Raw genomic sequence first — 25,348 nt, 5'->3', positions numbered from 1 at the left:
GTTACATCCCCCGACGACGCGCGGCGATTCTCTGCAGCACGCTGAACACGCCGAGCGCGAGCAGCAGCCCCGCCACGACGCCGACCGCGCCAAGCACGACCGGATGCCGCGCCGCCTGCGTCCACACCCGCGCATACCACGGCACGAATCCGACCACGTAAGGCTCGCCGACGCGCAGGCTGTCGACCTGCCCCGGCCGCACCAGCGCCAGGTCGCCCTGCAACTGCGACACGAGCCCGGCGTTCTCGAACACGTTGAGCAGGTCGCCGAGGTGCGGCTGGTCGGTCGCCGTCAGCGCGACGACGCTGCGCCCCCGGCTGCCCGGCAGCTCGAATCCGGCGAGCGCCGCGAGCGAGCCCGTCTGCTCGATATGCGCGCCGCCTTCGGTCAGGCCGACGCCATTGCGCCAGCGCTCCTTCACCGAGAACGCGACGCGCGCGGCGCCTTCGCCGCCCGCGCCACCCTGCTCGCCGATCACGAGCGGCAGCGCCGAGCGCCAGTGCGCGAGCAGCGGCGACGTGGGCGAGCCGTCGATCACGAGCAGGTCCTTGCTGCCCGACAGCGCGGCGACGTCGCCGGGCCGCGCCACCTGCACACGCAGCGCCGGGAAGCCGGTCCATTCGCCCATGTGGCCGAGCATCGTCAGGTAGGCCTCGAGCTCCTGCGGCGACGGCCGGTCGGGCATCACGACGGCCGTCTGCGACAGGTCGGCGAAGCGCGTGAACGGGAAGCCGCTGTTCGCGAAGAACGCGAGGTTCGGCAACTGCGCGTAATGGACGAAGTGCGAGAAGTCGATCGTCGAATCGGGATCGATCGCCGCACGCTGCGGCTCGGTCGCCGTGCTCGAGCACAGGCCCGTCTTCTGCGAATCGAGCGTGAAGCGGAACTGCAGCTGGTTGCCGCTGCCGACCCGGAACGCCGGGATGTCGACGTCGCTCGTCACGCGCCCTTCCGGCACCGACAGCAACGGCAGCTGCATGCGGCCGTGCGCATCCTCGGCATGGGCCGGCCCGAGCCGGTACGACTTCACGAGCTGGTCGTTGATCTCGACGGCGAGCGTCGAGTTGTCCTGCACCGTCGGCGCCGTGTAGCGGTAGCGCAGCGCGATCGGCACGCCCGCGCCGTTCCACGAATGCAGGTCGGACGGCACACGGAGGTTCAGGCGAATGGCGTCGGGCGACGTGCCGCGCACTTCCAGCTCGCGCGTATCGGATACGAGCTCGCGGAACGTGATCGGCCGGTTCACCGGCAGCCAGCGCGGCGCGTCGTACGGTTTGCGCGGCGCGCCGAGATCGACGTGCGCGACCGTCGCCGACGGCCCCGACAGCGCCGCGCGGCCCAGCACGAGCGTCGCGACCGCATCGTCGACCTCGGCCGCCGTGCGGCCCGTGACGACCAGCAGCTTGCGCCCCGGCGCGGCCGGGTTGTCGGCCACGGCGAGCAGCGGACCGTTGATCGACGGCAGCGCGAGGCCGGCCGGCAGCGTCGCGGCCGTGCCGATCACCACCGCCTGGTCGTCGGCCGGCAGCCCGGAGGACACCGGGAAGCGCGCATGCCGGTAGTCGGCCAGCGCGCCGAACCACGACGCGAGCACGCCCGCGCTGCGCAGCGTCGCTGAATCGGGCGACGCCGGCAGCACGAACGGCAGCCGCACGCGGCCGTTGTCGCGCCGGTCGAAGAACGGCGCGGGCAGCAGCGCGAGATCGTTCGGCAGGCGAACCGGCGATTCGTCGAGGATCAGCTCGCTCTTCGGGCTCACGTCGGCCCACAGCGCCGAGTTGGCCGGATCCTCGCAATGGTCGAGCGTGTAGTGCGCGATCAGGCGCAGGCCGATCTGGTTGAAATCCGAGAAGTAGCGCGGATCGATCGGGATCTCTTGCGTGACCGTGCGGCCTGCCTGCGCGGCATCGAACGGGACGGTCGCGATGACCTCGCCGTTCACCGACACCTTCAGGTGCGACATCGGGAACACCAGCGACGGCGAATATGCGTAGGTCAGGCGCAGCCGCGCGCCGGTGACCACGCGGTCGAGCCGCACGCCCGCGTTGATCGTGCGGGCGTCGTCGGCGCCGCGCAGGCGCAGCGGATCGAACGCGCCGAGCGACGCGAACGGCAGGTGTACCGTCGTCGCCGGCAGGCCGGCTGCGCTCGCGCCGGCCGCCGCGGGCACGGTCGCGGGCACCGGCGCCGGCGCAGCGCCGGACGCGGCGGCGACCGGCACGGCCGGCATCGGCGCGGCCGACAGCGCGGCGGCATGCAAAGCGCCGGCCATCGCGGCCGAGAGGACGAGCGGCGACACGGCCGGCTTCATGCGGCACCCCGTTTCATCTGGATCATCCGGTCGTCCGTCGTATCGAAATCGATGCACGCAAAGCAGCTATGCCCGTGAGTGAACATCCCCACTGCTTCCCCTCATATGTATCAAACTGACCTGATTCACTTATCGAAACGATGCGGCGATTCTTTAATCGCGCGTCATCGTGCTGCGCGCGCCTGGCACCGGCACACGCCCATTCGTCACACTATCTCAAAAACAAGCCAAAACTCACCCCGATTAGCGACATTGAAGCGAAAAAAACCTCAATCCGGTCGGAAATGCTGCGCGAGAGGGATGAATGGTAAGAATTGCGCCGTTGTCGCCCGACAGGCCGAACGGCATACTGCCGGCGCGGACCGGCCGGCCGGCGGCGGTCCGTTGCAGACCGCCCCGCCGGAACGCGCGGCCGCGAGGCGGCGCGTATGCTACCGCATTCCCGGGCCGCCGGACGTGCTTTCTTTCACGGAAAAACTGAATTGAATCAAATCGTCGACACCGCCACTCCGTCCCCCGATACGCTGCTGCGCATCATCGCCGCGCAGACCGAGATCGCGAAGCTCGGTCTCGATCTCGGCAGCGTGATGGCCTATGTGGCGGAGCAGGTGCCGCAGCTCACCGGCGCGAGCGCCGCCGCGGTCGAATTCGCCGAGGGCGACGACATGGTGTACCGCGCCGCGTCGGGCACGGCCGCCGGGATGCTCGGCCTGCGTCTGCGGCGCTCGGGCAGCCTGTCGGGCCTGTGCGTGCAGCAAGGCGCGTTGCTGCACTGCATCGATTCGGAAACCGACCCCCGAGTCGATCGCGACGCCTGCCGGCGGGTCGGCCTGCGCTCGATGCTCGTGATGCCGCTCACCCATGCCGATACGACGGTTGGCGTGCTGAAGGTGATGTCGCCGGAAGTCGACGGCTTTTCGCAGGCCGACGCGGCCACGCTGCGGCTGACGGCCGACCTGATCGCCGCCGCGATGTTCCACGCGGCGCGCAACGAGGCGAACGAACTGTACCTGCGCGCGACGCACGACGCGCTCACGGGCCTGCCGAACCGCGCGCTGTTCTACGACCGCCTGCGGCAGTCGATGCACACGACGCTGCGCGCGAACGGCCGGCTCGGCATCCTCAACATCGACATGGACGGGCTGAAGCCGATCAACGACGGGTTCGGCCACCGCGCGGGCGACGCGGCGCTGCGCGAGATCGCCACGCGGATGCAGCGGGCGGTACGGCGCTCGGACACGGTCGCGCGCATCGGCGGCGACGAATTCGCGGTGATCCTGCCGAACATCGGCAACCGCGACGATGCGCATGCGCAAAGCACGCGGCTCGCGCACCAGGTCGGCGAACCGTTCGAATTCGAGGGGCGCCCGATGCGGCTCGGCGTCAGCGTCAGGATCGCGCTGCTGCCCGACGACGGCACCGACATGAACGCGCTGATCGAGCATGCGGACCAGGCGATGTATGAAGTGAAGCGCACGCGGTCGCAGCGGGTCGCTCACGCGTAACGCGGCTCGACAAGCCGGCTGCGGCGGCCTTGAACGGGCGCTAGCCGATCTGCGGAACGGCGATCGCGAGCCCGACCACGAGCCACTGGACGATCGCGACGAGCACACCGGCCCGGCACAGCCCGACCGCGCCGCGCACGCGTGCGTCGAGTGCGCGTCCGGCCTTCGACGCATCGATCCAGCCGAGATCGGCGAGTGCGCGGTCGAGCGCCGCGAGGCCGTCGTCGACCGATCCCTCGCCCGCCGCCGCACGCGCGAGCGCGGCGAACAGCCGGCGGTCGATCTCGATCCGCACCGCGTACCACAGCGCCGCGATCCCCGACCCGGTGCTGATGACGGCCAGCAGCACGCGGGCGATCGTCGCCGGCGCCCAGCCCGACGCGATCCACCAGCCGGCGCCGGCCGCGGCCAGCGCGGTCGCGATCGCCCACGCGCCCGCATCGAGCGCGCCGCGCGCGGCGGCAATCCTGAATGGCGCGGACGGGTCGCGCATCACGCGCCTCCCGCGCCGCGACGGCGATCGATCCACTGCTGCAGCACCGCCACGCCGTCGTCCGACCACACCGCATGCGGCCGCACCGCACGCACGGCGGCCAGCGCGCCACGCGCGTCGCCGAGCCCGCGTCGCGCCGCAAGCCACGCGGCCGCGCACAGCACGCTGCGCCCGTAGCCGAGCGCGCAGCAGACCAGCACGTCGCGCCCTTCCCCGTGCAGGCGTTCGAGCGCCGCGACGGCCTGCGCGAGTTGCCCGGCCGTCGGCGCGACGAGATCGAGCTGCGGCACGGTCACATACGCGAGCGACGCGTCGGCCGCCGCCCAGCGCGGCATTTCGGCGGTCAGGTCGACCAGCGCCGTGAAACCGTGGCGGCGCACGTCGCGAGTCGTCGGCGTGCGGCCGATCGAAACACGTTCGTCGATCCGCACCGGCGCCGGCTGCCGGAACGTCCACAGTCGCGAATTGATGAACGCGCCCGCGATCGTCGGCGCAAGCAGCCAGCACATGACGACCGGGAACCGCCCGTACGTGTCCTTCTGGAATGCGCCGGGCGCGCCGCGCCGGTAGATCCACGCGACACAGGCGAGCGCCAGCGCGACCCACCCTGCCGCCAGCGCCCAGCCGGGTGCGCGCGGCACGCACGCGAGCGCCACGAGCGCGACCGCCGCCGCGCCAAGCGAATAGCGGCGCGCGAGCGCACGGCCGGCCGCGCCCGGCGACGCATCGGCGCCCGGCAACCGGCCCGCGGCATCGCGCAGCGGAAACAGGAACAGCGCGAGACAGCCGACAGCCGCGCCGGTCGGCACGTCGATCGCGTGATGCTGGTAGGTGGTCAGCACCGACACGCCGATCGCCGCGAACCACAGGTGCAGCACGACGCGCGCGAGCGTGCCGCGCAAGTGCTTCGCATAGACGGCCCACAGCACGACGAGCAGCCCGATGTGCAGCGACGGCGCCTGGTTGAACGGCTTGTCGAAGCCCATCAGCAGCGTGAACAGCGCACCGGCCACGCCGCCGGCGTCGGGTCGCTCGAACCCGAAGCGCAGCGGCCACGCGATGAAGCACGCGACCGAGATCAGCTGCACGGTCAGCAGCCGCTTCACGTGATCGAGCAGGTCGGCGCGGCGCGTCCAGAAGAAGAACGACAGCGCATACAGCAGGTCGATCGACCAGTACGGCACGATCGTCCACGGCACGAACGGGATCGCGTGCTCCCAGCCGAACGCGAAGGTCGGCACCGCCGCGCGACGCGCGGCGAGCCAGTTCGCGAAACCGTAGGTCGAGAAGAACACGGCGCCCATCACCGCGAGCCAGCCGAAGCGCAGCGCGAACGACGCGTCGCGCGCGCCGGCGCCGGCCGCCGCCGGTTCGGCGAGGTCGCTCGCGCCGCCGCCGAGCGCGCTCATGACGCGTCGACCCGCTGCGCGAGGCTGACCGTGAAGATGCCCATTTCGTCGATCCGCTGGTCGAGCTTGCGGAAGCCCGCGCGCGCGACGAGCTCGTCCATCTCGGCCTGCGAGCGGCGGCGCATCACCCAGGTCGCTTCTCCGCGGTGGTTGTTCAGCGCACGCGCGATGAATTCGAGCTGCGGATGCCACGGCTGCCCCGTATAGACGAGATAGCCGCCCGGCGGCACGGCCTGCGCGAGCCCGCGCAGCGAACGCTCGATCAGCGCGTTCTCGCCGAACAGTTCGTAGAGGCCCGACACGATCGCGAGCGTCGGACGCGGCTCGAGCGTCGCGAGCGACGCCTCGTCGAACGCGTCGCCGCGCTCGAAGCGCGCGATCGGCTCGAGGCCGCGCTGCGCGATCAGCACGCGCCCGGCCTCGACGTTCGGCGGGCTGTAGTCGCGCAGCGTGATGTCGTCGGGCGCCGCGCCGTCGCGCTCCGCGGCCGACGCGATCGCGTCGAGCACGTAGCGCCCGTGCCCGGCCGCGATGTCGACGATCCGCACCGGTGCGCCGTGGCCGCGCAGGCGGCCGATCGCCGCGCCGATCAGCTCCTGCAGATGCACCTTGCGCTGGCGGATGCCGACCCAGCCCGGCGAATCGAGATAGGTGCGGTCGATCAACGCACCGATGCCGAGCCGCCCTTGCGCGCGGTTGCGGTACACGTAGTCGAGTGTCGAGCCCGAATCGAAGCCGAGCCGCAGCCCGAGCGCGATGCCGTCCGACAGCGCGCCGCCGGCCTTCAGGCCGGCACGCGTGAGCGCCCAGTACGCCCGCGCGAACGCATTCGCGGGCGGCCGGCCGAGCGCCGCGTATTCGTCGTGGAACGCGCCGCGCCGGTCCGCGTCGGCGAGCGACACGCGCGGGCTCGGCGCATCGAATTCGCGCAGCACGAACGCACGCAGCGGAGCGAGTGCCTGCGCGCGGTCGCGTTCGCCGAGCGTGTCGTGATAGAAGCCCGGCAGCACGATGCGCTCCTTGCGCGCGGCGCCGAGGCGTTCGAAGAAGCGGTCCTGCGGGCCGCGATGCACGACCCAGTCGGCGCCCGAGATCAGCAGTTGCGTCGGCACGGTGATCGCGGCCGCGTCGGCGACGATCCGCTGCGCGGTGTCGTGCAGGTCGAGCAGCATGTTGACCGCGATCGGCCGCGTGATCAGCGGATCGGACGCATAGCTCGCGATCCGCTCGGGATCGTGCGTGAGGAATTTCGGCTTCACGTAGCTGTTCACGTAGAACAGCCCGCGCAGCTTGTGCATCAGCCGCAGGCCCGGCCGCGCGAACGGCACGTAGAGCTTGATGTGGAACGCCGGCGACGCGACGACGAGCGCGCGGATCGGCGGCGCATAATCGTGCGCCCAGGTGGCCGCGAGCACCGCGCCGACGCTCTGGCCGACCACCGCCATGTCCTCGATCGCGATGCCGTGCGTGTCGCGGATATGCTCGACGAAGGTCTGCAGGTCGCGCACCGATGCGGCCGCGCTCGGGCTGTAGCCGCGCGCGCCGGGCGAGCGGCCGTGGCCGCGCGCATCCCACGCGAAAAATGCGAAATCGGGCAGGTCGAGCTCGTCGACCAGATGCGCGACGCGCGCCGAGTGTTCGTGGCCGCGGTGCAGCAACACGATGGCGCCGCGGCAGCGCGGGCCCGTGGCGGGCCAGTGACGATAGAACAGCGTTTCGCCGTCGTGCGTGATGAAGTCGGCCTCGCGGGCCATGCGTGCGCTCATGCGTTTCTCTCTCGTTTCGTTATTCGAATTTTGGTGCGCCGCCCTCCGGCGCCCGATACCGCAACTGCGCTGACTACTGTTTCAACCGCCCTTTTCCGCAATGCCGGCCTGCACGCGCCGCACCACGGTCACGATCGACAGCACGATCAGCAGCCGCCACAGCCATGCTGCAACGCCGCCGACCGGAAACCCGAGCCCGATCCACAGCGCGAACGCGCCGAGAGCGAGCGCGCGGTCGCTCTTGCCGAACGGGCCGTCGTAGCGACGGCTCACGCCGACCAGCGGGCCGATCAGCCCCGCGCATTCGACGATCACCGCCGTCAGCGCGAACAGCCAGACGTCTGCCGGAGCGAACGCGGGAATCGCGAGAAACGGCAGCACGAGCGCGACATCGGACACGACGTCGCCGAGTTCGTTCAGGTAGGCGCCGAGCGTACTCTTCTGGCCGTGCTCGCGCGCGAGCATCCCGTCGATCGCGTTGAGCGCCATCCGCGCGAACAGCCACAGCGGGATCAGCAGGAACAGTGCACGGGCGAACACGCCGAGCCCGGCGAGCGCGCCGACGACGATCGAGCCGCCGGCCGCGAACAGCGTGACCTGATTGGCCGTCACGCCGCGCTCGGCGAGCGAGTTCGCGAACGGGCGCAGCGTGTTCTGGAATTTGGGTTTGAGTGCGTAGAGGCTCATCGTTTCGTATTCGTATTATTCGCGCGGCACAGTCGGATACGTTTCCCGCCGCCATGCCCCGGGCGACGAAACGGCCTTGGACGGCCTTCCATGGACGGCCCTAATCGTCGCCGAGCGGCCCCGATGCGTCAAGCACGCGCCCGGCCCGCACGCGCGGCGCCAATCTGGCGTTTTTGACGGAAACTCGCGATAATCCGCTGGCCCGATCGCAGCGAGATCCATTCGAACTGCAAACGGGCACTCGTGCAACAGCCGACTATCACGCCGCCGACCGGCGCATTCGCCGCGACGCAACCGCGTGTGACGGCGAATCGTCCGATTATCGCGGACCTGCGACAGGCAGCCACGAATTTGAAAAAATTTAAACAAGGGCCGTCCGGCGCGCATCCTGCCGCGCCGGCATTCCGGGGTCCCGCCCGCCGCTCACGCGCAGCGGGCCATGCAGGCACGCAGGAGGCGCAGCGCCGATGAACATCCTCAACGTCTGGCAGCGCGATTTCCTGCTGTCCATCGTGCGGCTCGTCGCCGGCGCGTATCCGGTCTGGCATCAGGCGCCGCCGTCCCCGACGCAGAAGATCTACTTCTCGAATCACACGAGCCACATCGACACGCTCGCGATCCTCGCCGCGCTGCCGCGCAACGTGCGTGCGGTCGTGCGGCCGGTCGCCGCGCGCGACTATTGGGACAGCAGCGACATGAAGCGCCACATCGCGCAGAAGCTGCTGAACGTCGTGCTGATCGATCGCCACCGCGAATCCGGCGGCGATCCGCTGGACCCGGTGCGCGACGCGCTCAAGCAGGGCCACTCGATCATCATCTTCCCGGAAGGCACGCGCGGCGCCGAGATCCTGCCGCAGCCGTTCAAGAGCGGGCTGTTCCACCTCGCGACCGAGTTTCCGGACGTCGCGCTCGCGCCCGTCTATCTCGAGAACCTGCAGCGGATCATGCCGAAGGGCGCGATCTGGCCGGTGCCACTGATCTGCAAGGTGCACTTCGGTGCGAACGATGCGCTCGGCGCGCAGGAAGACAAGCCGACGTTCCTCGCCCGCATGCGCGACGCGGTCGTCGCGCTCGCGCCGCCGCAGCGGCCGGCCGGCTGAACGCGGCGCCCTCCTCTCCCCTTTCCGGATATCAACCATGCGAACCATTTTCTGGGAACTGGTCGCGGGCGTCACGGGCGTGCTCGTCGTCGCGACCGTGATCGGCGCGATCCTCGGCGCACGCAGCGGCGGCACGAGCGCGACCATCGTCAACCTGAACCAGCGCATCCGCGCGTGGTGGGCGATGATCGCGATCATGGCCATCGCGATCGGCCTCGGCAACAACATCACCTATCTGGTGTTCGCGGTGCTGTCCTACCTGACGCTGCGCGAATTCATCACGCTCACCCCCACCACGCCGAGCGACCATACGACGCTGTTCATCGCGTTCTTCGTCGCGATTCCCGTGCAATACCTGCTGCTCGGGATCAACTGGTACGGGATGTATTCGATCTTCGTGCCCGTGCACCTGTTCTTCGCGATGTCGCTCGTGTCGGCGCTCACGCAGGACACGCGCGAATTCCTGAGCCGCAACGCGAAGATCAACTGGGCGCTGATGGTCTGCGTGTACGGGTTGAGCCATGCGCCCGCCGTGCTGATCCTCGACATTCCGCACTACGTGGGGCAGAACGCGCTGCTGCTGTTCTTCTTCCTGTTCGTCGTGCAGATCAGCGACGTGCTGCAGTACGTGGTCGGCAAGCTGTTCGGCAAGCGCAAGATCGCGCCGCAGCTGTCGCCGTCGAAGACGATCGAAGGTTTCATCGGCGGCGGCCTGCTGGCCACGCTGTGCGGCGCCTCGCTGTATCGCGTGACGCCGTTCAGCTTCGGATCGGCGTTCGGCATCTCGCTGGCGATCGTGATCGCGGGCTTCGTCGGCGGCCTCGTGCTGTCGGCCGTCAAGCGCTCGCTCGGCACCAAGGACTGGGGCTCGATGATCGCGGGCCACGGCGGGATGCTCGATCGTGTCGACTCGATCTGCTTCGCCGCGCCGGTGTTCTTCCACCTCGTGCGGTATCTGTACGTGTGATGCGCGGGCGGCGCAACGCCGCCCGTTCCTGCGCGCGAAGGATCAGTATCCTTCGCGCAATGCCTTCGGCACGACGTAGCGGCCACGCGCCGCGTCGAACTTCACCGTATGACGCGCGCGGATCGTCTTGTCGCCGCGCATGCCCGTTTCCGTGACCGTCAACGGATAGACGTCGCCGGTGCCGGTCAGGTCCGGCGCGATCTCGAAGCGACGTTCCTCGCAGCGCGCCCGGGCGTTCGCACATTCGGTCGACTCCGCGTTGTCGAGCGCCTCGTCGATGCGCGCCGCCGCCAGCACCAGTGCATTACCGACCGGCAGCCAGATCGCGCGGAAGCGTTGCGTATAGCCTTGCCGCGTGTCGCTTTCGCCGATGACGAACCCGAACAGATGCGGCCCGAGCCGTTCGATACGCACCGTGCCCGGCTCGCCGCGCCCGCCCGACGCGATCTCCGTTTTCTTCGTGACCGGCTCGAGCGTCTTGCCGTCCGCCGTCGGTTTCAGCACATACAGGTCGATCGTGCCGGTCGTCGCGTCCGAATCCATGCCTGGCATCCCGTTCTGCACGGCCGCCTCGGTCTCGCCGCACATCGCGAGCAGCGTGCGCGGGCCATCCGCGGTCGCGACGCGCAGCGAGCCGCATGGCGTATAGATCAGATCGTCTCCGTCCGCCTGCCAGCCCTTGCGGTCCGCGCGCCACTTGCCGTAAGTGTCGTGGATGAAGGTCTTCAGCAGCGGGTCGGGCTGGACCGGCTCTGCCGCATAAACGGGCGGCAACGCGGAAAGTGCGGTGAGCACCGCGAGCGCGCCAAGCGCGGCGAGCGAAGCCGCAAGCGGCTTCAGACGTGTGTTCCGGTGCGGGACAGTCATGACGTGGTTCGTTCTGTTCGAAAAGAGGAGTGGCGAACGGTGGCGGGCCCACACGTTTATGGTTGCCGTGGCGCGATGCCGGTGCCGTCCGGCTTCAGCCGCGCAGTTGGCACCCACCCTTCGGCGATGCCGCGCGTGCGCGGATTCAGGTAGACGACCGACGTGAAACGGCCATAGTCGGCACGCGCATCGACGTGGTCGTGCTCGACGATGAACAGCCCGTCGATCCGGCACGCGTCGTCCGGCGCGGAATAGAACGGCAGGCGCCCCTTGCCGACGACGACGCGCCCGGCATCGCTGCCCATCACGTCATCGCCCTGCGCCTGCGCGCGGCGGTTCAGCGCATCGCAATCGACGGCGTTACGCACGGGCGCGGCCGGTGCGGCCGATGTGGCCGGCGCAACGCACGTCGACACGAATCGCGACAACGCACGCCGGTCGATCTTCAGCACGTCCGGCCGGTCGGGATCGCGCGTGACGTCGAGCGCACGCATCGCCTGCGTATCGAGCGTGACCCAGCCGATCGTCGCCTCGCGATTCGGCGTGCCCGAGTGATCCGGCATCGTGAACAGCCTGACGCGGTAGACGTTGCCGTCACGCTCGTCCACGTCGGCATGGATGTCGCGGCGGTTCATCTCGGTCTGCCGCAGCGCCGGTACGATCAACCGGGTCAGTTGATCATTGCACGACACCGGCGGCGTGGCGGCGGCCGTCGGCCACGCCATCGCGCCCAGGCATGCCATCGCGGCAGGCACGGCGACAGCCGCGGCGAACCGGCGGCGGCGCATGGCCTCGCCATTCGCGCCGGCCGGCGTTACGATCTCGTTCTTCACCCAGGCTCCGTTCGATGCGCGCGGGAATCGGCCCGCGAGCCCGTAGCGTACACGCACAGTGCGGCACCGCAAGCGCGCATCGCACCTGCCCGACATGGACCCACGCATGAACCTCACGTTGCAGGACGTCGCATGGCACCGCTCGGTCGGACGGCTCATCGAGTCGCTCGACCAGCCGGGTTTCTGGCTGGCGCTGATCCGGCTGATCGAGGAATACGTCGCGGTCGACAGCTGGGTCGCGCTGACGTTCGGCGACGGCCGCCCGCAGGTGTTCGCCGAATGCCCGTACGAAGGCGGCGGCCCCGACCCGCTGTTCCGCGACTACGTGCAGGGCCTGTACCAGCTCGACCCGTTCTACATCGCGAACCGCGACGCGCCGAAGAGCGGCCTGTTCCGGCTGTCCGACGTCGCGCCCGAATGCTTCCGCGATACCGAGTACTACACGCTCTATTTCACGCACAACGTCGTCGAGGACGAGGTGCAGTTCAACGTCGTGCTCGACGATGCGCGCACGCTGTGCCTGTCGCTCGGCAGCAAGCGGCGCTTCAGCCCCGAGCAGGTGGCGCTGCTCGACCTGATCCGGCCGTGGGTGGCCGGGCTGATGCGGCAGCGGCTCGCGTTCGAGCCGGCCGCCATCGAAGCCGCGCTGCCGCCGCGGGCCGGCACACGTGCGCAGGACGGCTTCGAGCGCGCCATGGCGCGGCTCGGCACGCCGCTGACCGCGCGCGAACTCGACGTGATCCGGCTGATCCTGAGCGGCCGCTCGAACAAGGAAGTCGCGAACAAGCTCGCGATATCCGCCGAAACGGTCAAGGTGCATCGCCGCAACATCTACGGGAAGCTCGCCATCAACTCGCAATCGGAGCTGTTCTCGCTGTTCCTGAGCGCGCAAACCGGCACCTGACGCGCATCGCGGGCCGCACGCGTCGATGCTCGCCGGCACCGGCGGCGTCACAGATCAATACCCCCGAAGGGTTAACGCGCCGGCGGGATGGGAAGTCCGCCACTTCGGCGCATACTGGGGCCTCCTTACCCACCCTTCCGGCGCCACCGGCGACGGGCCCCTGCTTACCGACATCGCCATGAAACTGAAGCTCGATATCGTCCAGCTCGCCGGTCGCGACGGCGACACGCCCTACAACCTGCAACGCACGCTCGAAGCGATCGCCACCTGCGCACCGGGCACCGACATCGTGATGTTTCCGGAAGCGCAGCTCACCGGCTTCCTCGATCCGTCGAATCTCGCGGAATGCGCCGAGCCGCTCGACGGCCCGAGCGTCGGCGCCGTCATGGCAGCCGCACGCGCACGCGATGTGGCGGTCGTGGTCGGGCTGATCGAGAACGACGGCGGCCGCTTCTACAACACGACCGTATTCGTCACGCCGGACGGCATCGCGCTGCGCTATCGCAAGACGCATCTGTGGGTGAGCGAGCATGGTGTCGTGCTGCCCGGCGACCGTTTCGCGACGATCGAATGGCGCGGCGTGCGGATCGGCCTGCTGATCTGCTACGACAACGAATTCCCCGAAACGGGCCGCGCGCTCGCCGCGCTCGGCGCCGAGCTGATCCTCATCACCGACGGCAACATGGAGCCGTACCGCCCCGTCCACCGCACGTCGGCCACGGCGCGGGCGATGGAGAACCAGGTGTTCGCGGTAGTCGCCAACCGCGTCGGCGACAGTTCACACGACGTCGTGTTCGCGGGCGGCAGCCTCGCGGCCGATCCGTTCGGTAACCTGATCTTCGAAGCCGGCAATACCGAATCGCGTCACGCGGTCGAACTCGATTTCGACCAGCTCGCCGCGTCGCGCGCGGTCTACGACTATCGCCGCGATCAGCGCCTGCACATCGGCGGCGAACGCATCGAGCACGCCAGCGGCCTGCGCGAACTGCTGATTCCGTAAGCGCCGGCCCGCCTCCGGCGGCGACATCCGTCACGCCGGGGCGGGCACCTCGATCGCCAGCAGCGCCGAACTGACCGACTTGCCGTGCGCGTCGAGCGCGAGCGAGCGCGTGACGCCGCCGCCGAGCGCATCGCGCAGCACGAAATTGAATGCGCCGAGCGCCGGCAATTCGTAACGCACGACGTCGCCGTGCACGATGCCCGCGAGCCATGCCTTCACCGCGTTGGCATCCAGATGCGTGCGCAGATGATCGTAATGACGCGGATCGCGGCAGATGACCGACACGTTCAGCGTATTGCCCTTGTCGCCGGTGCGCGCATGCGCGAGTTCACGCAGTTGCATCATGCCTCCACGAATGAAAACGACGGCGTCACGGCCGCGCGCGGCAGCAGCACCGACTGCACCGCGATGACCTCGCGCGTCGACTTGAACGCGCCGCCGCCGCCGGCCGGCCCGTTCGTATAGAGCGTCTCGACTTCGTTGCCGATGCGCGCGGCTTCGGCGGCGCTCGCCGCACGGCCGGCCACCCGCACCCGCACCTCGGCCGGCTCGCCGCGCACGGCAGGCGTCGCGTCGCCATACAGCGAATCGACACCGATCAGGTCGAAACGCAACTCGGTCGCGGCGACGCCGGTCATCGCCAACCGCTCGCGAACGATCTCGAGCGCGAGACGCGCACGTTCGAGCGCACCCGGGCCGCCGTACGAAATCTGGCCTTCGCCGATCCAGCCGTCGACGTAAGCCACCGATACCTTCAGCGTGTCGGGCCGCGCGGCGCCGCGCCCGCCCGTCACGCGCACGCGATCGGTCGCCTCCTCGGCGACGGTGACCTGCGTGAAATCCGCGACGACATCGGGCTGCAGATACCGCGCCGGATCGTGAATCTCGTAGAGCAGCTGTTCCTTGCAGGTCGCCGCGCTCACGCGGCCGCCTGCGTGCGGCACCTTGGTGATCACGACCGTGCCGTCGGCCGCGACTTCGCCAATCGGAAACCCGAGGCGCGCGAGGTTCGGCACGTCCTTGTAGCCGGGATCGGCGAAATAGCCGCCCGTCACCTGCCCTGCGCATTCGAGCAGGTGGCCAACGACCGTCCCGGCGCCAAGCGTGTCCCAGTCATCCATCCGCCAGCCGAACGCGTGAATCAGCGGCGCCGCGAACAACGACGGATCGGCGACGCGCCCGGTCAGCACGACGTCCGCGCCGGCCGCGAGCGCATCGACGATCGGCGCGGCGCCGAGGTACGCGTTCGCGGACACGATGCGGTCGCGATACGCGGCGACGTCGTCGCCCGATTCCTCGAAGCGGAATGCGCCGCGCAGCACTACGTCGAGCACGTCGTCGCCTTCGACCGCCGCGACCTTCAGCTTCGCGAACCCCAGCGATTGGGCGATCTGCGCGGTGCGCCGTGCAGCCGCACGCGGATTCGCCGCGCCCATGTTCGACACGATACGCACGCCCTTTGGTGCTGCGACCGGCAGCACCGCGCGCATCCGCGCGTCGAGCAGCGGGTCGTAGCCGAGTGCCGGGTCCTTGCGCCGCGCCTGCTGCGCGATCGCGATCGTGCGCTCGGCCAGGCATTCGAAGACGAGATAGTCGAGCTGCCCGTGTTCGGCCAGTTCGACCGCGGGCTCGATCCGGTCGCCCGAGTAGCCGGCGCCCGCGCCGATGCGCACACGCCGTTCAGGTTGCTTTGCTGTCATGTCCGTACCGTCGTCCGGCGGAGGTCACCGCCGGGAAAGATCAAAAGATGCCCAGCACGACGCACGCGATCGTCATCACGATCGAGGCGCCGAACAGCAGCGGGAACGTGAATTTCTGGTGCTCGGCCAGCTCGATGCCGCACAGGCCGACGACGAGGAAGGTCGCGGGCGTCAGCGGGCTGACCGGGAACCCCGTCGTCATCTGGCCGAGCAGCGCGGCCTGCCCGACCTGCACGGCCGGCACGCCGAGCTGGCCGGCCACTTCCGCGATCACGGGCAGCACGCCGAAGTAGAACGAATCGGGATCGAACAGCATGCTGAGCGGCATCGACGCGAGGCCGAGCACCACTGGAATGTGGCCGGCCATCGACGGCGGCACGAAGCCGACCGCCGCCTGCGCCATCGCCTTCAGCATCCCGCTGCCCTGCATGATCCCCGTGAACACGCCGGCCGCGAGCAGGATGCCGGCCATCATCAGCGCGGCGCGCGCATGCGCGTCGATGCGCTTGCGTTGCATGTCGACGTCCGGGTAGTTCACCATCAGCGCGATGCACAGCCCGACCATGAACATGATCGCGGGCGGGATCTTCTCGCCCATCACGACCATCGTGCCGAGCACGACGAGCGTCAGCACGAGGTTGAACCAGAACAGGTGCGGCCGGCGCAGCGCCTGCTCGTCGGGCGTCAGCTCGCGCTTCGGCAGCGGAATCGATGCATCGTCGCGCGACAGGCCGAGCCGCTTCTCCTCGCGCCGCCCGAGCCAGTACGCGACACCGAACACGAACACGAGCCCGATCGCCTGCACCGGGATCAGCGGATTGAACAGCGCCGACACCGGCAGGTGCAGCGACGCCGACGCGCGGATCATCGGCCCCGTCCACGGCAGGAAGTTGATGCCCGCGGCCATCGACACCGCGGCGGCCAGCACGCGCCGGTCCATCTTCAGCCGGTCGTACAGCGGCAGCACGGCCGGAATCGTCACGAGGAAGCAGACGGCGCCCGAGCCGTCGAGGTGGATCAGCAGCGCGAGCAGCGTGGTGCCCATCACGATGCGCGTCGGCCGCGTGCCGACTGCGCGCAGGATGCGGTCGATGATCGGGTCGAGCGTGCCGGCGTCGGTGATCGTCCCGAAATAGAGGATCGCGAACACGAACATCCCGACGACGGGCGCGAGCCCCTTCAGCCCGTCGATGACGAACTTGCTGGTGTGCAGCCCGAAACCGCCGATCAGCGACGCGGCGATCGGCACGATGATCAGCGCGACGAGCGGCGACATCCGCTTCGACAGAATCGCGGCCAGCAGCACGACGATCGTGCCAAGCCCGAGTAACGGCAGCATCCGTGTCTCCTACCTTGTCTTTTGTTGGAGACGAGCGTAAGGTCGGCGCAGCGATAGCACAATTGAAATGATTTGATCGCAGCAATCACGAACCGTTATGGATCTGAATCTTCGCGACATTCGCGCGTTCGTCACCGTCGCGCAGGCCGGCAATTTCACGCGCGCGGCCGCACGCCTGCACCTGTCGCAGCCGGCGCTGACCGTGCAGATCCGCCGGCTCGAGGAGATCGTCGGCGCGCGCCTCTTTGACCGCAACAGCCGCAGCGTCGCGCTCACGCAGACCGGGCGCGAGCTGCTGCCGCTGCTGCAACGCTCGCTCGACGACATGGAGCGCGTGCTGCGCGATGCGCGCGCGCTCGGCGAAGGCACGAGCGGCACGGTGCGGCTCGCGTGCCTGCCGACCTTTGCGTCCAGCGTGCTGCCCGAGCTGATCCAGTCGTTTCGGCGCGAGGTGCCGCGCGCGGGCTTCGAGATCCGCGACGGCGTCGCGAGCCTCGTCACCGCACTCGTGCGCAACGAGGAAGCCGATCTCGGATTGACGGGCGGCGATACCTTCGATGCGTCGCTGGAGGTGCTGTATGCGGGCGCCGACCGGCTCGTCGCCGTGTGCCCGAAGGATCATCCGCTCGCGCGCAAACGCCGCGTGACCACCGCCGACGTCGCGGCCGTGCCGCTCGTGCTCACCGCACGAGGCACGAGCGTGCGCAGCGTCGTCGATGCCGCGCTGGACGCGACCGGCTGCACGCCCGACATCGCGTGCGAACCGACCTACATGATGACGGCCGTCGCGATGGTGCGCGGCGGCCTCGGCGTGACGATCCTGCCGGCAACCGCGCGCGAGGTGCGTGCCGAACCCGAGCTGGTCGCGAAGCCGATCGACGACCCCGCGTTCGTGCGGCCGATCGCGCTCGTCACGAAGCGCGGCCGCACGCTGCCGCGCGTCGCGCAGGCGTTCGCCGAAGCCATGCTGATGGAATTGAACAAGCGCGCGTGAACCGCGCGCCCGGATCGGCGGAGCCGGTCGCCCGCCCGACGCTTACTTCGCGTCCGGATCGACGTGCAGCGATTCGCCGATCGCATAGAAATTGCCGCCCGCGATGTAGTGCAGGCTGCGCAGCGCCGGATCGGCCGATTCGAAATACCAGTGGCCGTCGCGGAACACGCGCGTGTCGGACCACGCCGCCACCACCTCGCCGATGAACAGGTCGTAGGTCTGCTGGTTGTGCGGCTCGGGAATCAGCCTGCACGCGAGCCAGCCCGAGCAGCCGGCGACGAACGGCAGGTCGTGGCCTTCGACGTCGAACAGCGTGACGCCCGCTTCGCGCAGCTTGTCGGGCCGCTCGACGAGACTGTGGCTGCCGACCGCATGCGTGAGCCGAAGCTGCGCGGCCGTCGGCACCTGGATCACGAACGTGCCGCTGCGCTCGACGAGCTCGCGCGTCTTCGCGGTCTTGTCGAGCACGACCGTCAGCTTCGGCGGCAGGAAGTCCAGCGCGCACGCCCAGGCGGCGGCCATCACGTTGTCGACGCCGTCGTGGCGGGCCGATACGAGCACGGTCGGGCCGTGGTTGAGGAGACGGTAGGCCTTCTTCAGCTCCACCGGAGCGATGTGACTGTCCATACGGGTTCCTTGGAGAACGGCTCGCACGGACGGATGCCGTGCGGCGCGGCACCGGCCGGTGCGCAGGCGCGCCACCGGGCCGGAGGCCGCATTCTCGCACCCAATGGCAATCGGCGCTGACCGCGCCGCCGGTCACTTCGCGAACAACTGGCCGATATCGCGGAACGCCTTGAATTCGAGCGCGTTGCCGCACGGATCGAACAGGAACATCGTCGCCTGTTCGCCGACCTGCCCCTGGAACCGCACATACGGCTCGATCACGAAGGTCACGCCGAACGACTTCAGCCGCTCGGCCAGCGCCTCCCAGCTCGGCCAGTCGAGCACGATCCCGAAATGCGGCACCGGCACGTCGTGACCGTCCACCGCGTTCGTATGCGCGCCTTCCTGCGACGCGGTCTTCGGATGCTCGTGGATCACGAGCTGGTGCCCGTAAAAATTGAAGTCGACCCACTGTGCACTCGAGCGCCCCTCTTCCAGCCCGAACACGCGGCCGTAGAAATCGCGCGCGGCCGGCAGGTCGTAGACGGGAATCGCCAGGTGAAACGGGGAAAGACTCATGATGGCCTCGTGATGGAACGCTCGCGGGGCGCGAGGACGGCACCATGGTAGTCAAGGTCAAGCAGAAATTAAATCAATATATAGTTGCGTCATTCACAAACAGAATTGATGAATGATCCGCGAACTGAAAACCCTCGTCGCCGTCGCCCGCGAAGGCACGTTCGCCGCCGCCGGCAACCGTATCGGGCTCACGCAGGCGGCCGTCAGCGCGCAGATGCAGCGGCTCGAAGCCGAACTCGGCTTCGCGCTGTTCGACCGGCAAGGCCGGTCGGCGCGGCTCAACGAGATGGGTCATCACGTGCTCGACCAGGCGCAGGCGCTGATCGGCCTGTACGAGAACCTGAGCTCGACGTCGCCCGGCTCGCCGGCCGCCGTGCGCGTGACGATCGGCGCGATCGCATCGGTGCAGAGCGCGCTGCTGCCGGCCGCGCTCGCCGATTTCCATCGCCGGCATCCCGCGTGCCGGACGCGCGTGATACCGGGCCTGTCGATCGAGCTGGTCAACCGGGTCGATGCGGGCGAGATCGACATGGCCGCGATCATCCGGCCGCCGTTTTCGCTGCAGAGCGACCTGCACTGGACGACCCTCGTGCAGGAACCGTTCCGGCTGATCGTGCCGCGCAGCGTGAAGGGCAAGGACTGGGCCGAGCTGCTCGCGCGCGAGCCGTTCGTGCGCTACGACCGCGCGTCGTTCGGCGGCCGCCAGGTCGACCGCTTCCTGAGGAAGATGCACATCGCGGTGCGCGACACCTGCGAACTCGACGAGCTCGACGCGATCGTCAAGCTGGTCGAGAACGGCGTCGGCGTCGCGATCGTCCCGCAGACCGCCGTGTATCGCCGCTGGCCGCCCGGCGTGCGCGCGCTCGACCTCGGGCATCACACGTTCCACCGTGACATCGGGCTCGTGCATCGCGCGCGGCGCACGATGTCGGAGCCGGCGCAGCGGCTCGCGCAACTGATCGAAGCGGCGGCACTGCAGGCGGCCTAGCGCCGATGTTGCCGATCAGCGCCGCCCGGCCGCCCAGTCGACGGCCGCGTCGAACAGCGCGACACCGGCCGGCGACAGGTTCACGAACGTGTCGTTGTCGAGGAAGAACATCACGCGGCGCGCCGGCGCGAGCGCCTCGTAGTCCATCGTCGCGCCCTTCTCGTACGCGAAGATCGCGGCCTTGTCGGGCTGGCCGTACACGGTCGCGATCGTGATCGCGCCGAGCCCCGGCTTGCCCCAACTCATCGGCGCCTGCTTGCCGTACACGTTCGTCGCGCCGGCCGGCAGCCCGGCCGCGATCGGGTGCGGCGCATTGACGAGCCACAGGTAGCGCTCCTTGCCCGTTTCGCCGAAGTCGACGTCGTGACGCTTGCCCGTCATCGCGAAATCGTCGAGCAGGTCGTTTTCCCAGGTCACGAGCGGCTTGTCGAGCGTGCGCCAGCCGGGCCGCACGTTCTTCGACGACACCGTCGACGAAATCACGACCAGGTCCGCATCACGCGCCGCATCGGGCGTCGACGATTCGTCGATCAGGCGCACCGCATAGCCGCGTTCGCCGAGATGCTGGCTGATGCGTTCGTCGACCTTCAGGTTCGGCCCGCTCAGCTGCACGAGCATCGCGATATGCGTGACGGCCTGCGGGGCATCGGCCGCCAACGCGGGGGCGGCCACCCCCGCGCCGAGGCCCAGGCCCGCACCGATCGCGAGCACCGATCCCGCGATCGCGCGCAATGCACGGCGCCGCGCTCCGGCGGCCACGGCGCGCACGGCGCCGGTCTTCATGTTCCGGTTCATCTGGATCTTCTCCGAAGCCGCGCGCCGCCGTGACGGCCGCGCGGCGATTGCGTGGTCAGAACTGCAGCGTGGTGAGCAGCGACACCTGTCGCGCATCGCCGATCGCGACGAAGTAACGGTTCGCGCTCGACGGGTAATAGGTGCGATTGAAGAGGTTCTTCACGTTGAGCTGGAACGACAGCTTCTGCTTGCCGATCCGCGTGTCGTAGGTCGCGAACGCGTCGGCGAGCACGTACGACGGCAGCGTGAAGCTGTTCGCCGAATCGCCGGGCCGCGCACCGACGTAGCGCATGTCCGCGCCGATGCGCAGGTCGTCGCCGCCCACCACCGTGCCGAAGTCGTAGACGGCCGCGAGCGACGCGGTGTGACGCGCGACGTTCCACAGCTGGTTGCCCGCATACAGCGGATCCTCGGTCGTCTTCGCGTCGATGTATGCATAGCTCGCGATCACGTTCACGCGCTCGCCGATCTTGCCCGACACGTCGAGCTCGATCCCGCGCGAGCGCGCCTTGCCCGACGTGCGCCAGTCGGTCAGCTTGGTCGCGTCGTTGTACTGCGACACGAGCACGTTCTTCTTGTCGATGTTGAAGAACGCGAGCGTGCCCGTCATGCCGCCCGGCAGGTCGAGCTTGCCACCCACTTCCCACGCGGTCGCTTCCTCGGGCGGCGTCGCGCCGTCGATGATGTAGCCCGTCATCGGCGCGATCGACGACGACGGCTTCAGCGATTGCGAATAGCTGCCGTACAGCGAGAACGTGTCGGTCCACTTGTAGACGACGCCCGCGCGCGGCAACCACTTCGAGCCGCTGAGATCGGTGTTCGCGACGAACGGCCGGCCGCGCCCCGCGACCTGGTTGTACGTGATGTAGCGCAACCCGCCCGACACGATCCACTTGTCGGTCAGGTGGATCGTGTCCTGCACGAACGCGGACGCATCGTGCAGCGTGTCGGTCTGGTCGCTGTCGCTCGCCGACACCGTGCTCGACGGCGGCAGCAGCCCGTAGACAGGATCGAGATAGTTGAACGGCGTCTTCACGGCCTGCCGCAGCATGTCCTTGCGGTAGATGCGGCGGTATTCGGTATCGAAGCCGATCTGCACGTCGTGCCGCATCCCGCCCAGCATCAGCTTGCCGTTCACGTAGCCGATCCCGTAGCTGTCGGTGCTGAGCGAGCCGTGCGTTGCGTCGTTGCTGCGCGTCATCGTGCCCTTCACCGGATCGACGCCCGTCGTGCGCAACTGGTTCGCGTCGTAGGTCTCGCGGTTGTAGCTGTAACCGAAATGCGCGCTCCAGTCCGCGTTGAACTGGTGATCGACGCTCACCTGCGCGAGGTGCGATTCGCCGTCCATGTTGTTGAACGGCTCGTCGATGCGCCGCCGTGCGGGAATGTCGAGCGGCGCGTTGGTGCGCGGGTCGAGCGCGGTGCCACGATCGAACGGCGTATGGAATTTGCGGTACTGGTAGGACACCGCGACCTGCGTATCGCGGCCATACCACGCGAGCGACGGCGCGACGAAGGTCTGCCGGTATTCGCCGAAGTTGCGCCAGTACTGCTCGTTCGACTGGTCGACGATCAGCCGGTACGCGAGCCGCGAATCACCGACCGGCCCGGTCGAATCGAAGGTCGCGCTGCCGCCGTTCTTGCCGTGCCCGAACGTCGACGCGCCGAGCGAGATCGCGTTGTAGCGCTTGAGCTGCGGCTGCTTGGTGACGACGTTGACGACGCCGCCCGGGTCCATCAGCCCGTACAGCAGCGACGTCGGCCCCTTCAGCACCTCGACGCTGTCGACCGCCGCGTTGAATGCGCGCCCCTGCACGAGCGGCATCCCGTTCTGCATGATCGAGCCGTCGCGGTTGCCGCCGAAGCCGCGCTTCATGATCGTGTCCTGCGTGCCCGCGAGCGTGTTGCCCTGCGTGATGCCGCTGACGTTGCCGAGCGCGTCGTCCAGGTTGCGCGGGCGCTGGTCGCGCAATACCTGCGCGGGCACGATGTTGACGGCCTGCGCGGTGTCGAGCAGCGGGATCTCGGAACGCAGCACGCCCGCCTCCTTCGGCGCGCGATAGCTTTCGGCGCGTAGCGCGCTGGTGCGCACATTGATCGCGGGCAACTCGGCGCCCGCCGCGACGCCTGCCCCCGCGGGACGTGCGACTGAACCGTCCGCGCGCTTGAGCGTGTAACCGCCGCCCGATTGGCGCAACGCGACGAGCCCCGTGCCCGCGAGCAGGCGGTCGAGCGCGCCGTCGACGTCGAAGCGCCCCTGCACGCCGCTGCTCGTCAGGCCGGCCGTCAGCTCGGCCGGAAACGCGAGCAGGATGCCCTCATCGCGGCCGAACCGGTTCAGCGCCGCTTCGAGCGGGCCGGCCGGAATGTCGAACGCACGGCGTGCCGCGCGCTGCGCGGCCGGCGCCGCTTCGGTGTCGGTGTCGGTGTCGGCCAGCGCGGGCAGCGGCAGCAGCGCCGACACCAGGACGGCGCCGGCCAGCCGGCGCGCGAGGCGACCCGGCGCGGCCGGTGCGGCCGGGCGCGACGCGCGCGGCAGATGTCGGGCAGGCGCCGGACGGCGCCGATACGTGAGACGGATGGAAACCATGATCGGAAGGTCGGTGGACGATGAGCCAGTGCTGCTTTCATTACCCATGTCACGCGAACATCGAGAAACAGCTCAGGTCAGTGGAAATATTTTTTGAAACGCTCACGAACGGGCCGGCACGACCGTCGCCCAGTAGCGCGTCAGGTAGTGAACGTCGATCGGCAGCGTCGCCTTCAACGTGTCGAGCACGCGCGCGGGATCGTCGAGCGGATAGGTACCCGACACGCGCAGGTCGGCCACGGCCGCATCGCAGCGCAGGCTGCCGCGGCGATAGCGGTCGAGCTCGGCGACGAGGTCGGCCAGCCGCATGCGCGATGCGACGAGCATGCCGCCCGTCCACGCGGACGCATACGCATCGAGCGGCGCCGGCGCACCGATCGTGTCGCGCGTGAAATCCGCGCCCTCCCCGGCCGCGATCACGCGTGCATCGGCCGTCGCATCGTCGGGCTGCACGCGCACGGCACCGGCGAACACCTCGACGCGGGTCGCGCCATCGCGCTGCCGCACCGCGAAGCGCGTGCCGAGCGGGCGCAGTTCGCCCTGCGCCGTCGCGACGACCAGCGGCCGCGCGGGCACGCGATCGTCGTGGCCGCTCGTCACCATGATCGTGCCGCGCAGCAGGCGCAGGCGGCGCGCCGTATCGTCGAAGCGCACGTCGAGCGCCGTGTCGGTATCGAGGACGACGACCGTGCGATCCGCGAGCGTCACCGTGCGCCGCTCGCCGACCGCCGTGCGCAGGTCCGCCGGCCAGATCGCTGCGCGCCGCGCGGGTTCGGCCATCCATGCGGCACCGCCCGCGCACAGCAGCACGGCCAGCGCCTTCACGGCCGCGCGGCGGCGGCCCGCCCGCGGCGGCAGCAGCGCCGCCTGCGCGGCCTGCGGGTCGAGCCCGGCCGCCAGCCCGCCGAACCGGCGCTGCATCGTTTCGATATGACGCCATGCCGCGTCGTGCGCCGGATCCTCGGCGCGCCAGCGCGCGAGCGCGGCGTCGAACGCGTCGTCGGTGCGGCCGGCCTGCCGGTCGACCCACCATTCCACCGCGCGCCGCGCCACCTGCGGCGGCACCGCCGGCGCTCCCGGGGCAGCCATCGGTCAGGCCGCCATCGCGAAGAAGCACTGCGTGCCGGCCTTCACGAGATAGCGTTTCACCGTCGCCAGCGACATGCCGAGTTCGCGCGCGATCTCGGCCTGCGTGAGCCCGTCGAGCTGCGCGAGCAGGAACGCCCGCTTCGCCGCGAGCGGCAGGCCGTCGAGCAAACGGTCGATTTCGAGCAGCGTCTCGAGCACGACGGCCCGCTCCTCCGGCGACGGCGCATGCGCGTCGGGGCGCAGTGCGAGCGCGTCGAGATAGGCGCGCTCGATCTGCTCGCGCCGCCAGTGGTTGCTCAGCACGCGCTGCGCGACCGTCGTCAGGAACGCGCGCGGCTCGTCGGCGCCGATCGGCTCGTCGCGCGCAAGCAGGCGCATGAACGTGTCGTGCGCCAGATCGGCCGCGCGATGCGCGCAACCGAGCTTCCGGCTCAACCAGCCGCGCAGCCACGCGTGGTGGCCGGTGTAGAGGGCGTCGATTTCTCGATGGAGAGACAGCTTGTCAGCGGACATGGCCGGGTTCCGGGATGCGCAGGCGTCAACGATCTTGTAAATGAGAATGATTATTATATACAAAACCAGATCGGCGACCGGCGTTTCGATGCTCAGTCGTGGTGGCTGCGCGCTGGCGGGCAGCGCGGTGCTGTCGGTCACGCTGGCGTGGCATACGCAGGGCGTTCCACACACGCGTCGCCAATGACGAGGAATCAGTCACCCAAGCGTGAGGCCGTCGCCAGACGCGCGCGCCGCGTAATTAACACATTCATTACACCCCGGCCAATTCGATTCATTAAATAATTATTTGACGGATCGATAACAATATCCC

23 protein-coding genes are annotated in these 25,348 nt (G+C 69.2%); 7 read left to right on the top strand and 16 right to left on the bottom strand.

Features of this window, described 5'->3' with window-relative positions; all coding sequences use genetic code 11:
* Position 1 precedes the first annotated feature (1 nt).
* The gene (gene bcsB, locus CFB50_RS07345) at positions 2-2,311 is read right to left on the bottom strand and encodes a cellulose biosynthesis cyclic di-GMP-binding regulatory protein BcsB (protein WP_089445406.1); all 2,310 of its coding nucleotides are present in this window, start codon (positions 2,309-2,311) and stop codon (positions 2-4) included.
* Between the two features lie 482 nt (positions 2,312-2,793).
* Between bcsB and CFB50_RS07340 the strand changes: the two genes are divergently transcribed.
* Positions 2,794-3,816 (top strand): sensor domain-containing diguanylate cyclase, encoded by a 1,023-nt coding sequence (locus CFB50_RS07340; protein WP_256978775.1) that lies wholly within the window; start codon positions 2,794-2,796, stop codon positions 3,814-3,816.
* Between the two features lie 40 nt (positions 3,817-3,856).
* Here the strand turns inward: CFB50_RS07340 and CFB50_RS07335 are convergent, their stop codons facing one another.
* From CFB50_RS07335 to CFB50_RS07320, 4 genes are all read right to left on the bottom strand, one after another.
* Positions 3,857-4,309, bottom strand: coding sequence for a hypothetical protein (locus CFB50_RS07335; RefSeq protein ID WP_089445404.1), 453 nt, complete (start codon positions 4,307-4,309; stop codon positions 3,857-3,859).
* Positions 4,309-5,718, bottom strand: coding sequence for a phosphatase PAP2/dual specificity phosphatase family protein (locus tag CFB50_RS07330; RefSeq protein ID WP_089445403.1), 1,410 nt, complete (start codon positions 5,716-5,718; stop codon positions 4,309-4,311). Before CFB50_RS07330 ends, CFB50_RS07335 begins: the two co-directional genes overlap by 1 nt.
* Complete coding sequence (locus tag CFB50_RS07325) at positions 5,715-7,484, bottom strand: bifunctional alpha/beta hydrolase/class I SAM-dependent methyltransferase (RefSeq protein WP_089445402.1); 1,770 nt, start codon at positions 7,482-7,484, stop codon at positions 5,715-5,717. The genes CFB50_RS07330 and CFB50_RS07325 overlap by 4 nt, the downstream gene beginning before the upstream one ends.
* 81 nt (positions 7,485-7,565) lie before the next feature.
* Positions 7,566-8,171 carry a CDP-alcohol phosphatidyltransferase family protein gene (locus tag CFB50_RS07320; RefSeq protein WP_089445401.1) on the bottom strand — a complete coding sequence of 202 codons (606 nt, stop codon included), beginning with the start codon at positions 8,169-8,171 and terminating at the stop codon, positions 7,566-7,568.
* Positions 8,172-8,638: 467 nt separating this feature from the next.
* Here CFB50_RS07320 and CFB50_RS07310 point away from each other — a divergent pair, with 467 nt between their 5' ends.
* Both CFB50_RS07310 and CFB50_RS07305 read left to right on the top strand, forming a co-directional pair.
* The gene (locus tag CFB50_RS07310) at positions 8,639-9,271 is read left to right on the top strand and encodes a lysophospholipid acyltransferase family protein (protein ID WP_011351684.1); all 633 of its coding nucleotides are present in this window, start codon (positions 8,639-8,641) and stop codon (positions 9,269-9,271) included.
* Between the two features lie 37 nt (positions 9,272-9,308).
* Positions 9,309-10,238: a phosphatidate cytidylyltransferase gene (locus tag CFB50_RS07305; RefSeq protein WP_069247715.1), complete on the top strand. Its 930-nt coding sequence runs from the start codon at positions 9,309-9,311 to the stop codon at positions 10,236-10,238.
* Positions 10,239-10,280: 42 nt separating this feature from the next.
* Here the strand turns inward: CFB50_RS07305 and CFB50_RS07300 are convergent, their stop codons facing one another.
* Both CFB50_RS07300 and CFB50_RS07295 read right to left on the bottom strand, forming a co-directional pair.
* Positions 10,281-11,105, bottom strand: a complete 825-nt coding sequence (locus tag CFB50_RS07300; protein ID WP_089445400.1) for a topoisomerase IV — start codon at positions 11,103-11,105, stop codon at positions 10,281-10,283.
* A 56-nt stretch (positions 11,106-11,161) separates the two neighbouring features.
* Positions 11,162-11,938, bottom strand: a complete 777-nt coding sequence (locus tag CFB50_RS07295) for a hypothetical protein (protein WP_256978774.1) — start codon at positions 11,936-11,938, stop codon at positions 11,162-11,164.
* 106 nt (positions 11,939-12,044) lie between these two features.
* Between CFB50_RS07295 and CFB50_RS07290 the strand changes: the two genes are divergently transcribed.
* Both CFB50_RS07290 and CFB50_RS07285 read left to right on the top strand, forming a co-directional pair.
* Positions 12,045-12,842, top strand: coding sequence for a helix-turn-helix transcriptional regulator (locus tag CFB50_RS07290; protein ID WP_089445399.1), 798 nt, complete (start codon positions 12,045-12,047; stop codon positions 12,840-12,842).
* A gap of 178 nt (positions 12,843-13,020) precedes the next feature.
* On the top strand, positions 13,021-13,842 hold the full coding sequence (locus CFB50_RS07285; RefSeq protein WP_089445398.1) for a carbon-nitrogen hydrolase family protein: 822 nt from the start codon (positions 13,021-13,023) through the stop codon (positions 13,840-13,842).
* Between the two features lie 30 nt (positions 13,843-13,872).
* On the opposite strand, the gene CFB50_RS07280 is transcribed toward CFB50_RS07285, so the two are convergent.
* Genes CFB50_RS07280 through CFB50_RS07270 form a run of 3 tightly spaced genes read right to left on the bottom strand, consistent with a single transcriptional unit; the run spans position 13,873 to position 16,881 of the window.
* The gene (locus CFB50_RS07280; protein ID WP_089445397.1) at positions 13,873-14,184 is read right to left on the bottom strand and encodes an AtuA-related protein; all 312 of its coding nucleotides are present in this window, start codon (positions 14,182-14,184) and stop codon (positions 13,873-13,875) included.
* Positions 14,184-15,542 (bottom strand): acyclic terpene utilization AtuA family protein, encoded by a 1,359-nt coding sequence (locus tag CFB50_RS07275; RefSeq protein WP_089445396.1) that lies wholly within the window; start codon positions 15,540-15,542, stop codon positions 14,184-14,186. The genes CFB50_RS07280 and CFB50_RS07275 overlap by 1 nt, the downstream gene beginning before the upstream one ends.
* Positions 15,543-15,582: 40 nt before the next feature.
* Positions 15,583-16,881, bottom strand: coding sequence for a CitMHS family transporter (locus tag CFB50_RS07270; RefSeq protein WP_089430929.1), 1,299 nt, complete (start codon positions 16,879-16,881; stop codon positions 15,583-15,585).
* A 97-nt stretch (positions 16,882-16,978) separates the two neighbouring features.
* Between CFB50_RS07270 and CFB50_RS07265 the strand changes: the two genes are divergently transcribed.
* Positions 16,979-17,875: a LysR family transcriptional regulator gene (locus CFB50_RS07265; RefSeq protein ID WP_089445395.1), complete on the top strand. Its 897-nt coding sequence runs from the start codon at positions 16,979-16,981 to the stop codon at positions 17,873-17,875.
* A 42-nt stretch (positions 17,876-17,917) separates the two neighbouring features.
* Here the strand turns inward: CFB50_RS07265 and CFB50_RS07260 are convergent, their stop codons facing one another.
* Together CFB50_RS07260 and CFB50_RS07255 are read right to left on the bottom strand one after the other, a co-directional pair.
* Positions 17,918-18,502 carry a flavin reductase family protein gene (locus tag CFB50_RS07260; protein ID WP_089445394.1) on the bottom strand — a complete coding sequence of 195 codons (585 nt, stop codon included), beginning with the start codon at positions 18,500-18,502 and terminating at the stop codon, positions 17,918-17,920.
* A 132-nt stretch (positions 18,503-18,634) separates the two neighbouring features.
* Complete coding sequence (locus CFB50_RS07255) at positions 18,635-19,060, bottom strand: VOC family protein (protein ID WP_089445393.1); 426 nt, start codon at positions 19,058-19,060, stop codon at positions 18,635-18,637.
* Between the two features lie 112 nt (positions 19,061-19,172).
* Between CFB50_RS07255 and CFB50_RS07250 the strand changes: the two genes are divergently transcribed.
* Positions 19,173-20,048, top strand: a complete 876-nt coding sequence (locus CFB50_RS07250; RefSeq protein ID WP_089445392.1) for a LysR family transcriptional regulator — start codon at positions 19,173-19,175, stop codon at positions 20,046-20,048.
* Between the two features lie 15 nt (positions 20,049-20,063).
* Here the strand turns inward: CFB50_RS07250 and CFB50_RS07245 are convergent, their stop codons facing one another.
* The 4 genes from CFB50_RS07245 to CFB50_RS07230 are packed head-to-tail and all read right to left on the bottom strand — an operon-like array spanning position 20,064 to position 25,035.
* On the bottom strand, positions 20,064-20,843 hold the full coding sequence (locus tag CFB50_RS07245) for a hypothetical protein (RefSeq protein WP_089445391.1): 780 nt from the start codon (positions 20,841-20,843) through the stop codon (positions 20,064-20,066).
* 55 nt (positions 20,844-20,898) lie between these two features.
* The gene (locus CFB50_RS07240) at positions 20,899-23,481 is read right to left on the bottom strand and encodes a TonB-dependent siderophore receptor (RefSeq protein WP_089445390.1); all 2,583 of its coding nucleotides are present in this window, start codon (positions 23,479-23,481) and stop codon (positions 20,899-20,901) included.
* 54 nt (positions 23,482-23,535) lie between these two features.
* The gene (locus CFB50_RS07235; RefSeq protein ID WP_089445389.1) at positions 23,536-24,522 is read right to left on the bottom strand and encodes a FecR domain-containing protein; all 987 of its coding nucleotides are present in this window, start codon (positions 24,520-24,522) and stop codon (positions 23,536-23,538) included.
* Between the two features lie 3 nt (positions 24,523-24,525).
* Positions 24,526-25,035 carry a sigma-70 family RNA polymerase sigma factor gene (locus CFB50_RS07230; protein WP_089445388.1) on the bottom strand — a complete coding sequence of 170 codons (510 nt, stop codon included), beginning with the start codon at positions 25,033-25,035 and terminating at the stop codon, positions 24,526-24,528.
* Positions 25,036-25,348 lie beyond the last annotated feature (313 nt).

The organism is Burkholderia sp. AU33423, assembly GCF_002223135.1.
Taxonomy (GTDB): domain Bacteria; phylum Pseudomonadota; class Gammaproteobacteria; order Burkholderiales; family Burkholderiaceae; genus Burkholderia; species Burkholderia lata_D.
The sequence above is the reverse complement of the archived record's forward strand: the minus strand, read 5'-3'. Positions and strand labels throughout refer to the sequence as shown.

What these genes read in the sequence shown, in the direction of transcription:
- CFB50_RS07320 (WP_089445401.1), bottom strand. Translation starts at nt 8,171, where the DNA reads ATGAGCCTCTACGCACTCAAACCCAAATTCCAGAACACGCTGCGCCCG.
- CFB50_RS07260 (WP_089445394.1), bottom strand. Translation starts at nt 18,502, where the DNA reads ATGGACAGTCACATCGCTCCGGTGGAGCTGAAGAAGGCCTACCGTCTC.
- CFB50_RS07325 (WP_089445402.1), bottom strand. Translation starts at nt 7,484, where the DNA reads ATGAGCGCACGCATGGCCCGCGAGGCCGACTTCATCACGCACGACGGC.
- CFB50_RS07270 (WP_089430929.1), bottom strand. Translation starts at nt 16,881, where the DNA reads ATGCTGCCGTTACTCGGGCTTGGCACGATCGTCGTGCTGCTGGCCGCG.
- CFB50_RS07240 (WP_089445390.1), bottom strand. Translation starts at nt 23,481, where the DNA reads ATGGGTAATGAAAGCAGCACTGGCTCATCGTCCACCGACCTTCCGATC.
- CFB50_RS07300 (WP_089445400.1), bottom strand. Translation starts at nt 11,105, where the DNA reads ATGACTGTCCCGCACCGGAACACACGTCTGAAGCCGCTTGCGGCTTCG.
- CFB50_RS07290 (WP_089445399.1), top strand. Translation starts at nt 12,045, where the DNA reads ATGAACCTCACGTTGCAGGACGTCGCATGGCACCGCTCGGTCGGACGG.
- CFB50_RS07305 (WP_069247715.1), top strand. Translation starts at nt 9,309, where the DNA reads ATGCGAACCATTTTCTGGGAACTGGTCGCGGGCGTCACGGGCGTGCTC.
- CFB50_RS07235 (WP_089445389.1), bottom strand. Translation starts at nt 24,522, where the DNA reads ATGGCTGCCCCGGGAGCGCCGGCGGTGCCGCCGCAGGTGGCGCGGCGC.
- CFB50_RS07310 (WP_011351684.1), top strand. Translation starts at nt 8,639, where the DNA reads ATGAACATCCTCAACGTCTGGCAGCGCGATTTCCTGCTGTCCATCGTG.
- CFB50_RS07230 (WP_089445388.1), bottom strand. Translation starts at nt 25,035, where the DNA reads ATGTCCGCTGACAAGCTGTCTCTCCATCGAGAAATCGACGCCCTCTAC.
- bcsB (WP_089445406.1), bottom strand. Translation starts at nt 2,311, where the DNA reads ATGAAGCCGGCCGTGTCGCCGCTCGTCCTCTCGGCCGCGATGGCCGGC.
- CFB50_RS07330 (WP_089445403.1), bottom strand. Translation starts at nt 5,718, where the DNA reads ATGAGCGCGCTCGGCGGCGGCGCGAGCGACCTCGCCGAACCGGCGGCG.
- CFB50_RS07275 (WP_089445396.1), bottom strand. Translation starts at nt 15,542, where the DNA reads ATGACAGCAAAGCAACCTGAACGGCGTGTGCGCATCGGCGCGGGCGCC.
- CFB50_RS07285 (WP_089445398.1), top strand. Translation starts at nt 13,021, where the DNA reads ATGAAACTGAAGCTCGATATCGTCCAGCTCGCCGGTCGCGACGGCGAC.
- CFB50_RS07255 (WP_089445393.1), bottom strand. Translation starts at nt 19,060, where the DNA reads ATGAGTCTTTCCCCGTTTCACCTGGCGATTCCCGTCTACGACCTGCCG.
- CFB50_RS07245 (WP_089445391.1), bottom strand. Translation starts at nt 20,843, where the DNA reads ATGAACCGGAACATGAAGACCGGCGCCGTGCGCGCCGTGGCCGCCGGA.
- CFB50_RS07335 (WP_089445404.1), bottom strand. Translation starts at nt 4,309, where the DNA reads ATGCGCGACCCGTCCGCGCCATTCAGGATTGCCGCCGCGCGCGGCGCG.
- CFB50_RS07250 (WP_089445392.1), top strand. Translation starts at nt 19,173, where the DNA reads ATGATCCGCGAACTGAAAACCCTCGTCGCCGTCGCCCGCGAAGGCACG.
- CFB50_RS07265 (WP_089445395.1), top strand. Translation starts at nt 16,979, where the DNA reads ATGGATCTGAATCTTCGCGACATTCGCGCGTTCGTCACCGTCGCGCAG.
- CFB50_RS07280 (WP_089445397.1), bottom strand. Translation starts at nt 14,184, where the DNA reads ATGCAACTGCGTGAACTCGCGCATGCGCGCACCGGCGACAAGGGCAAT.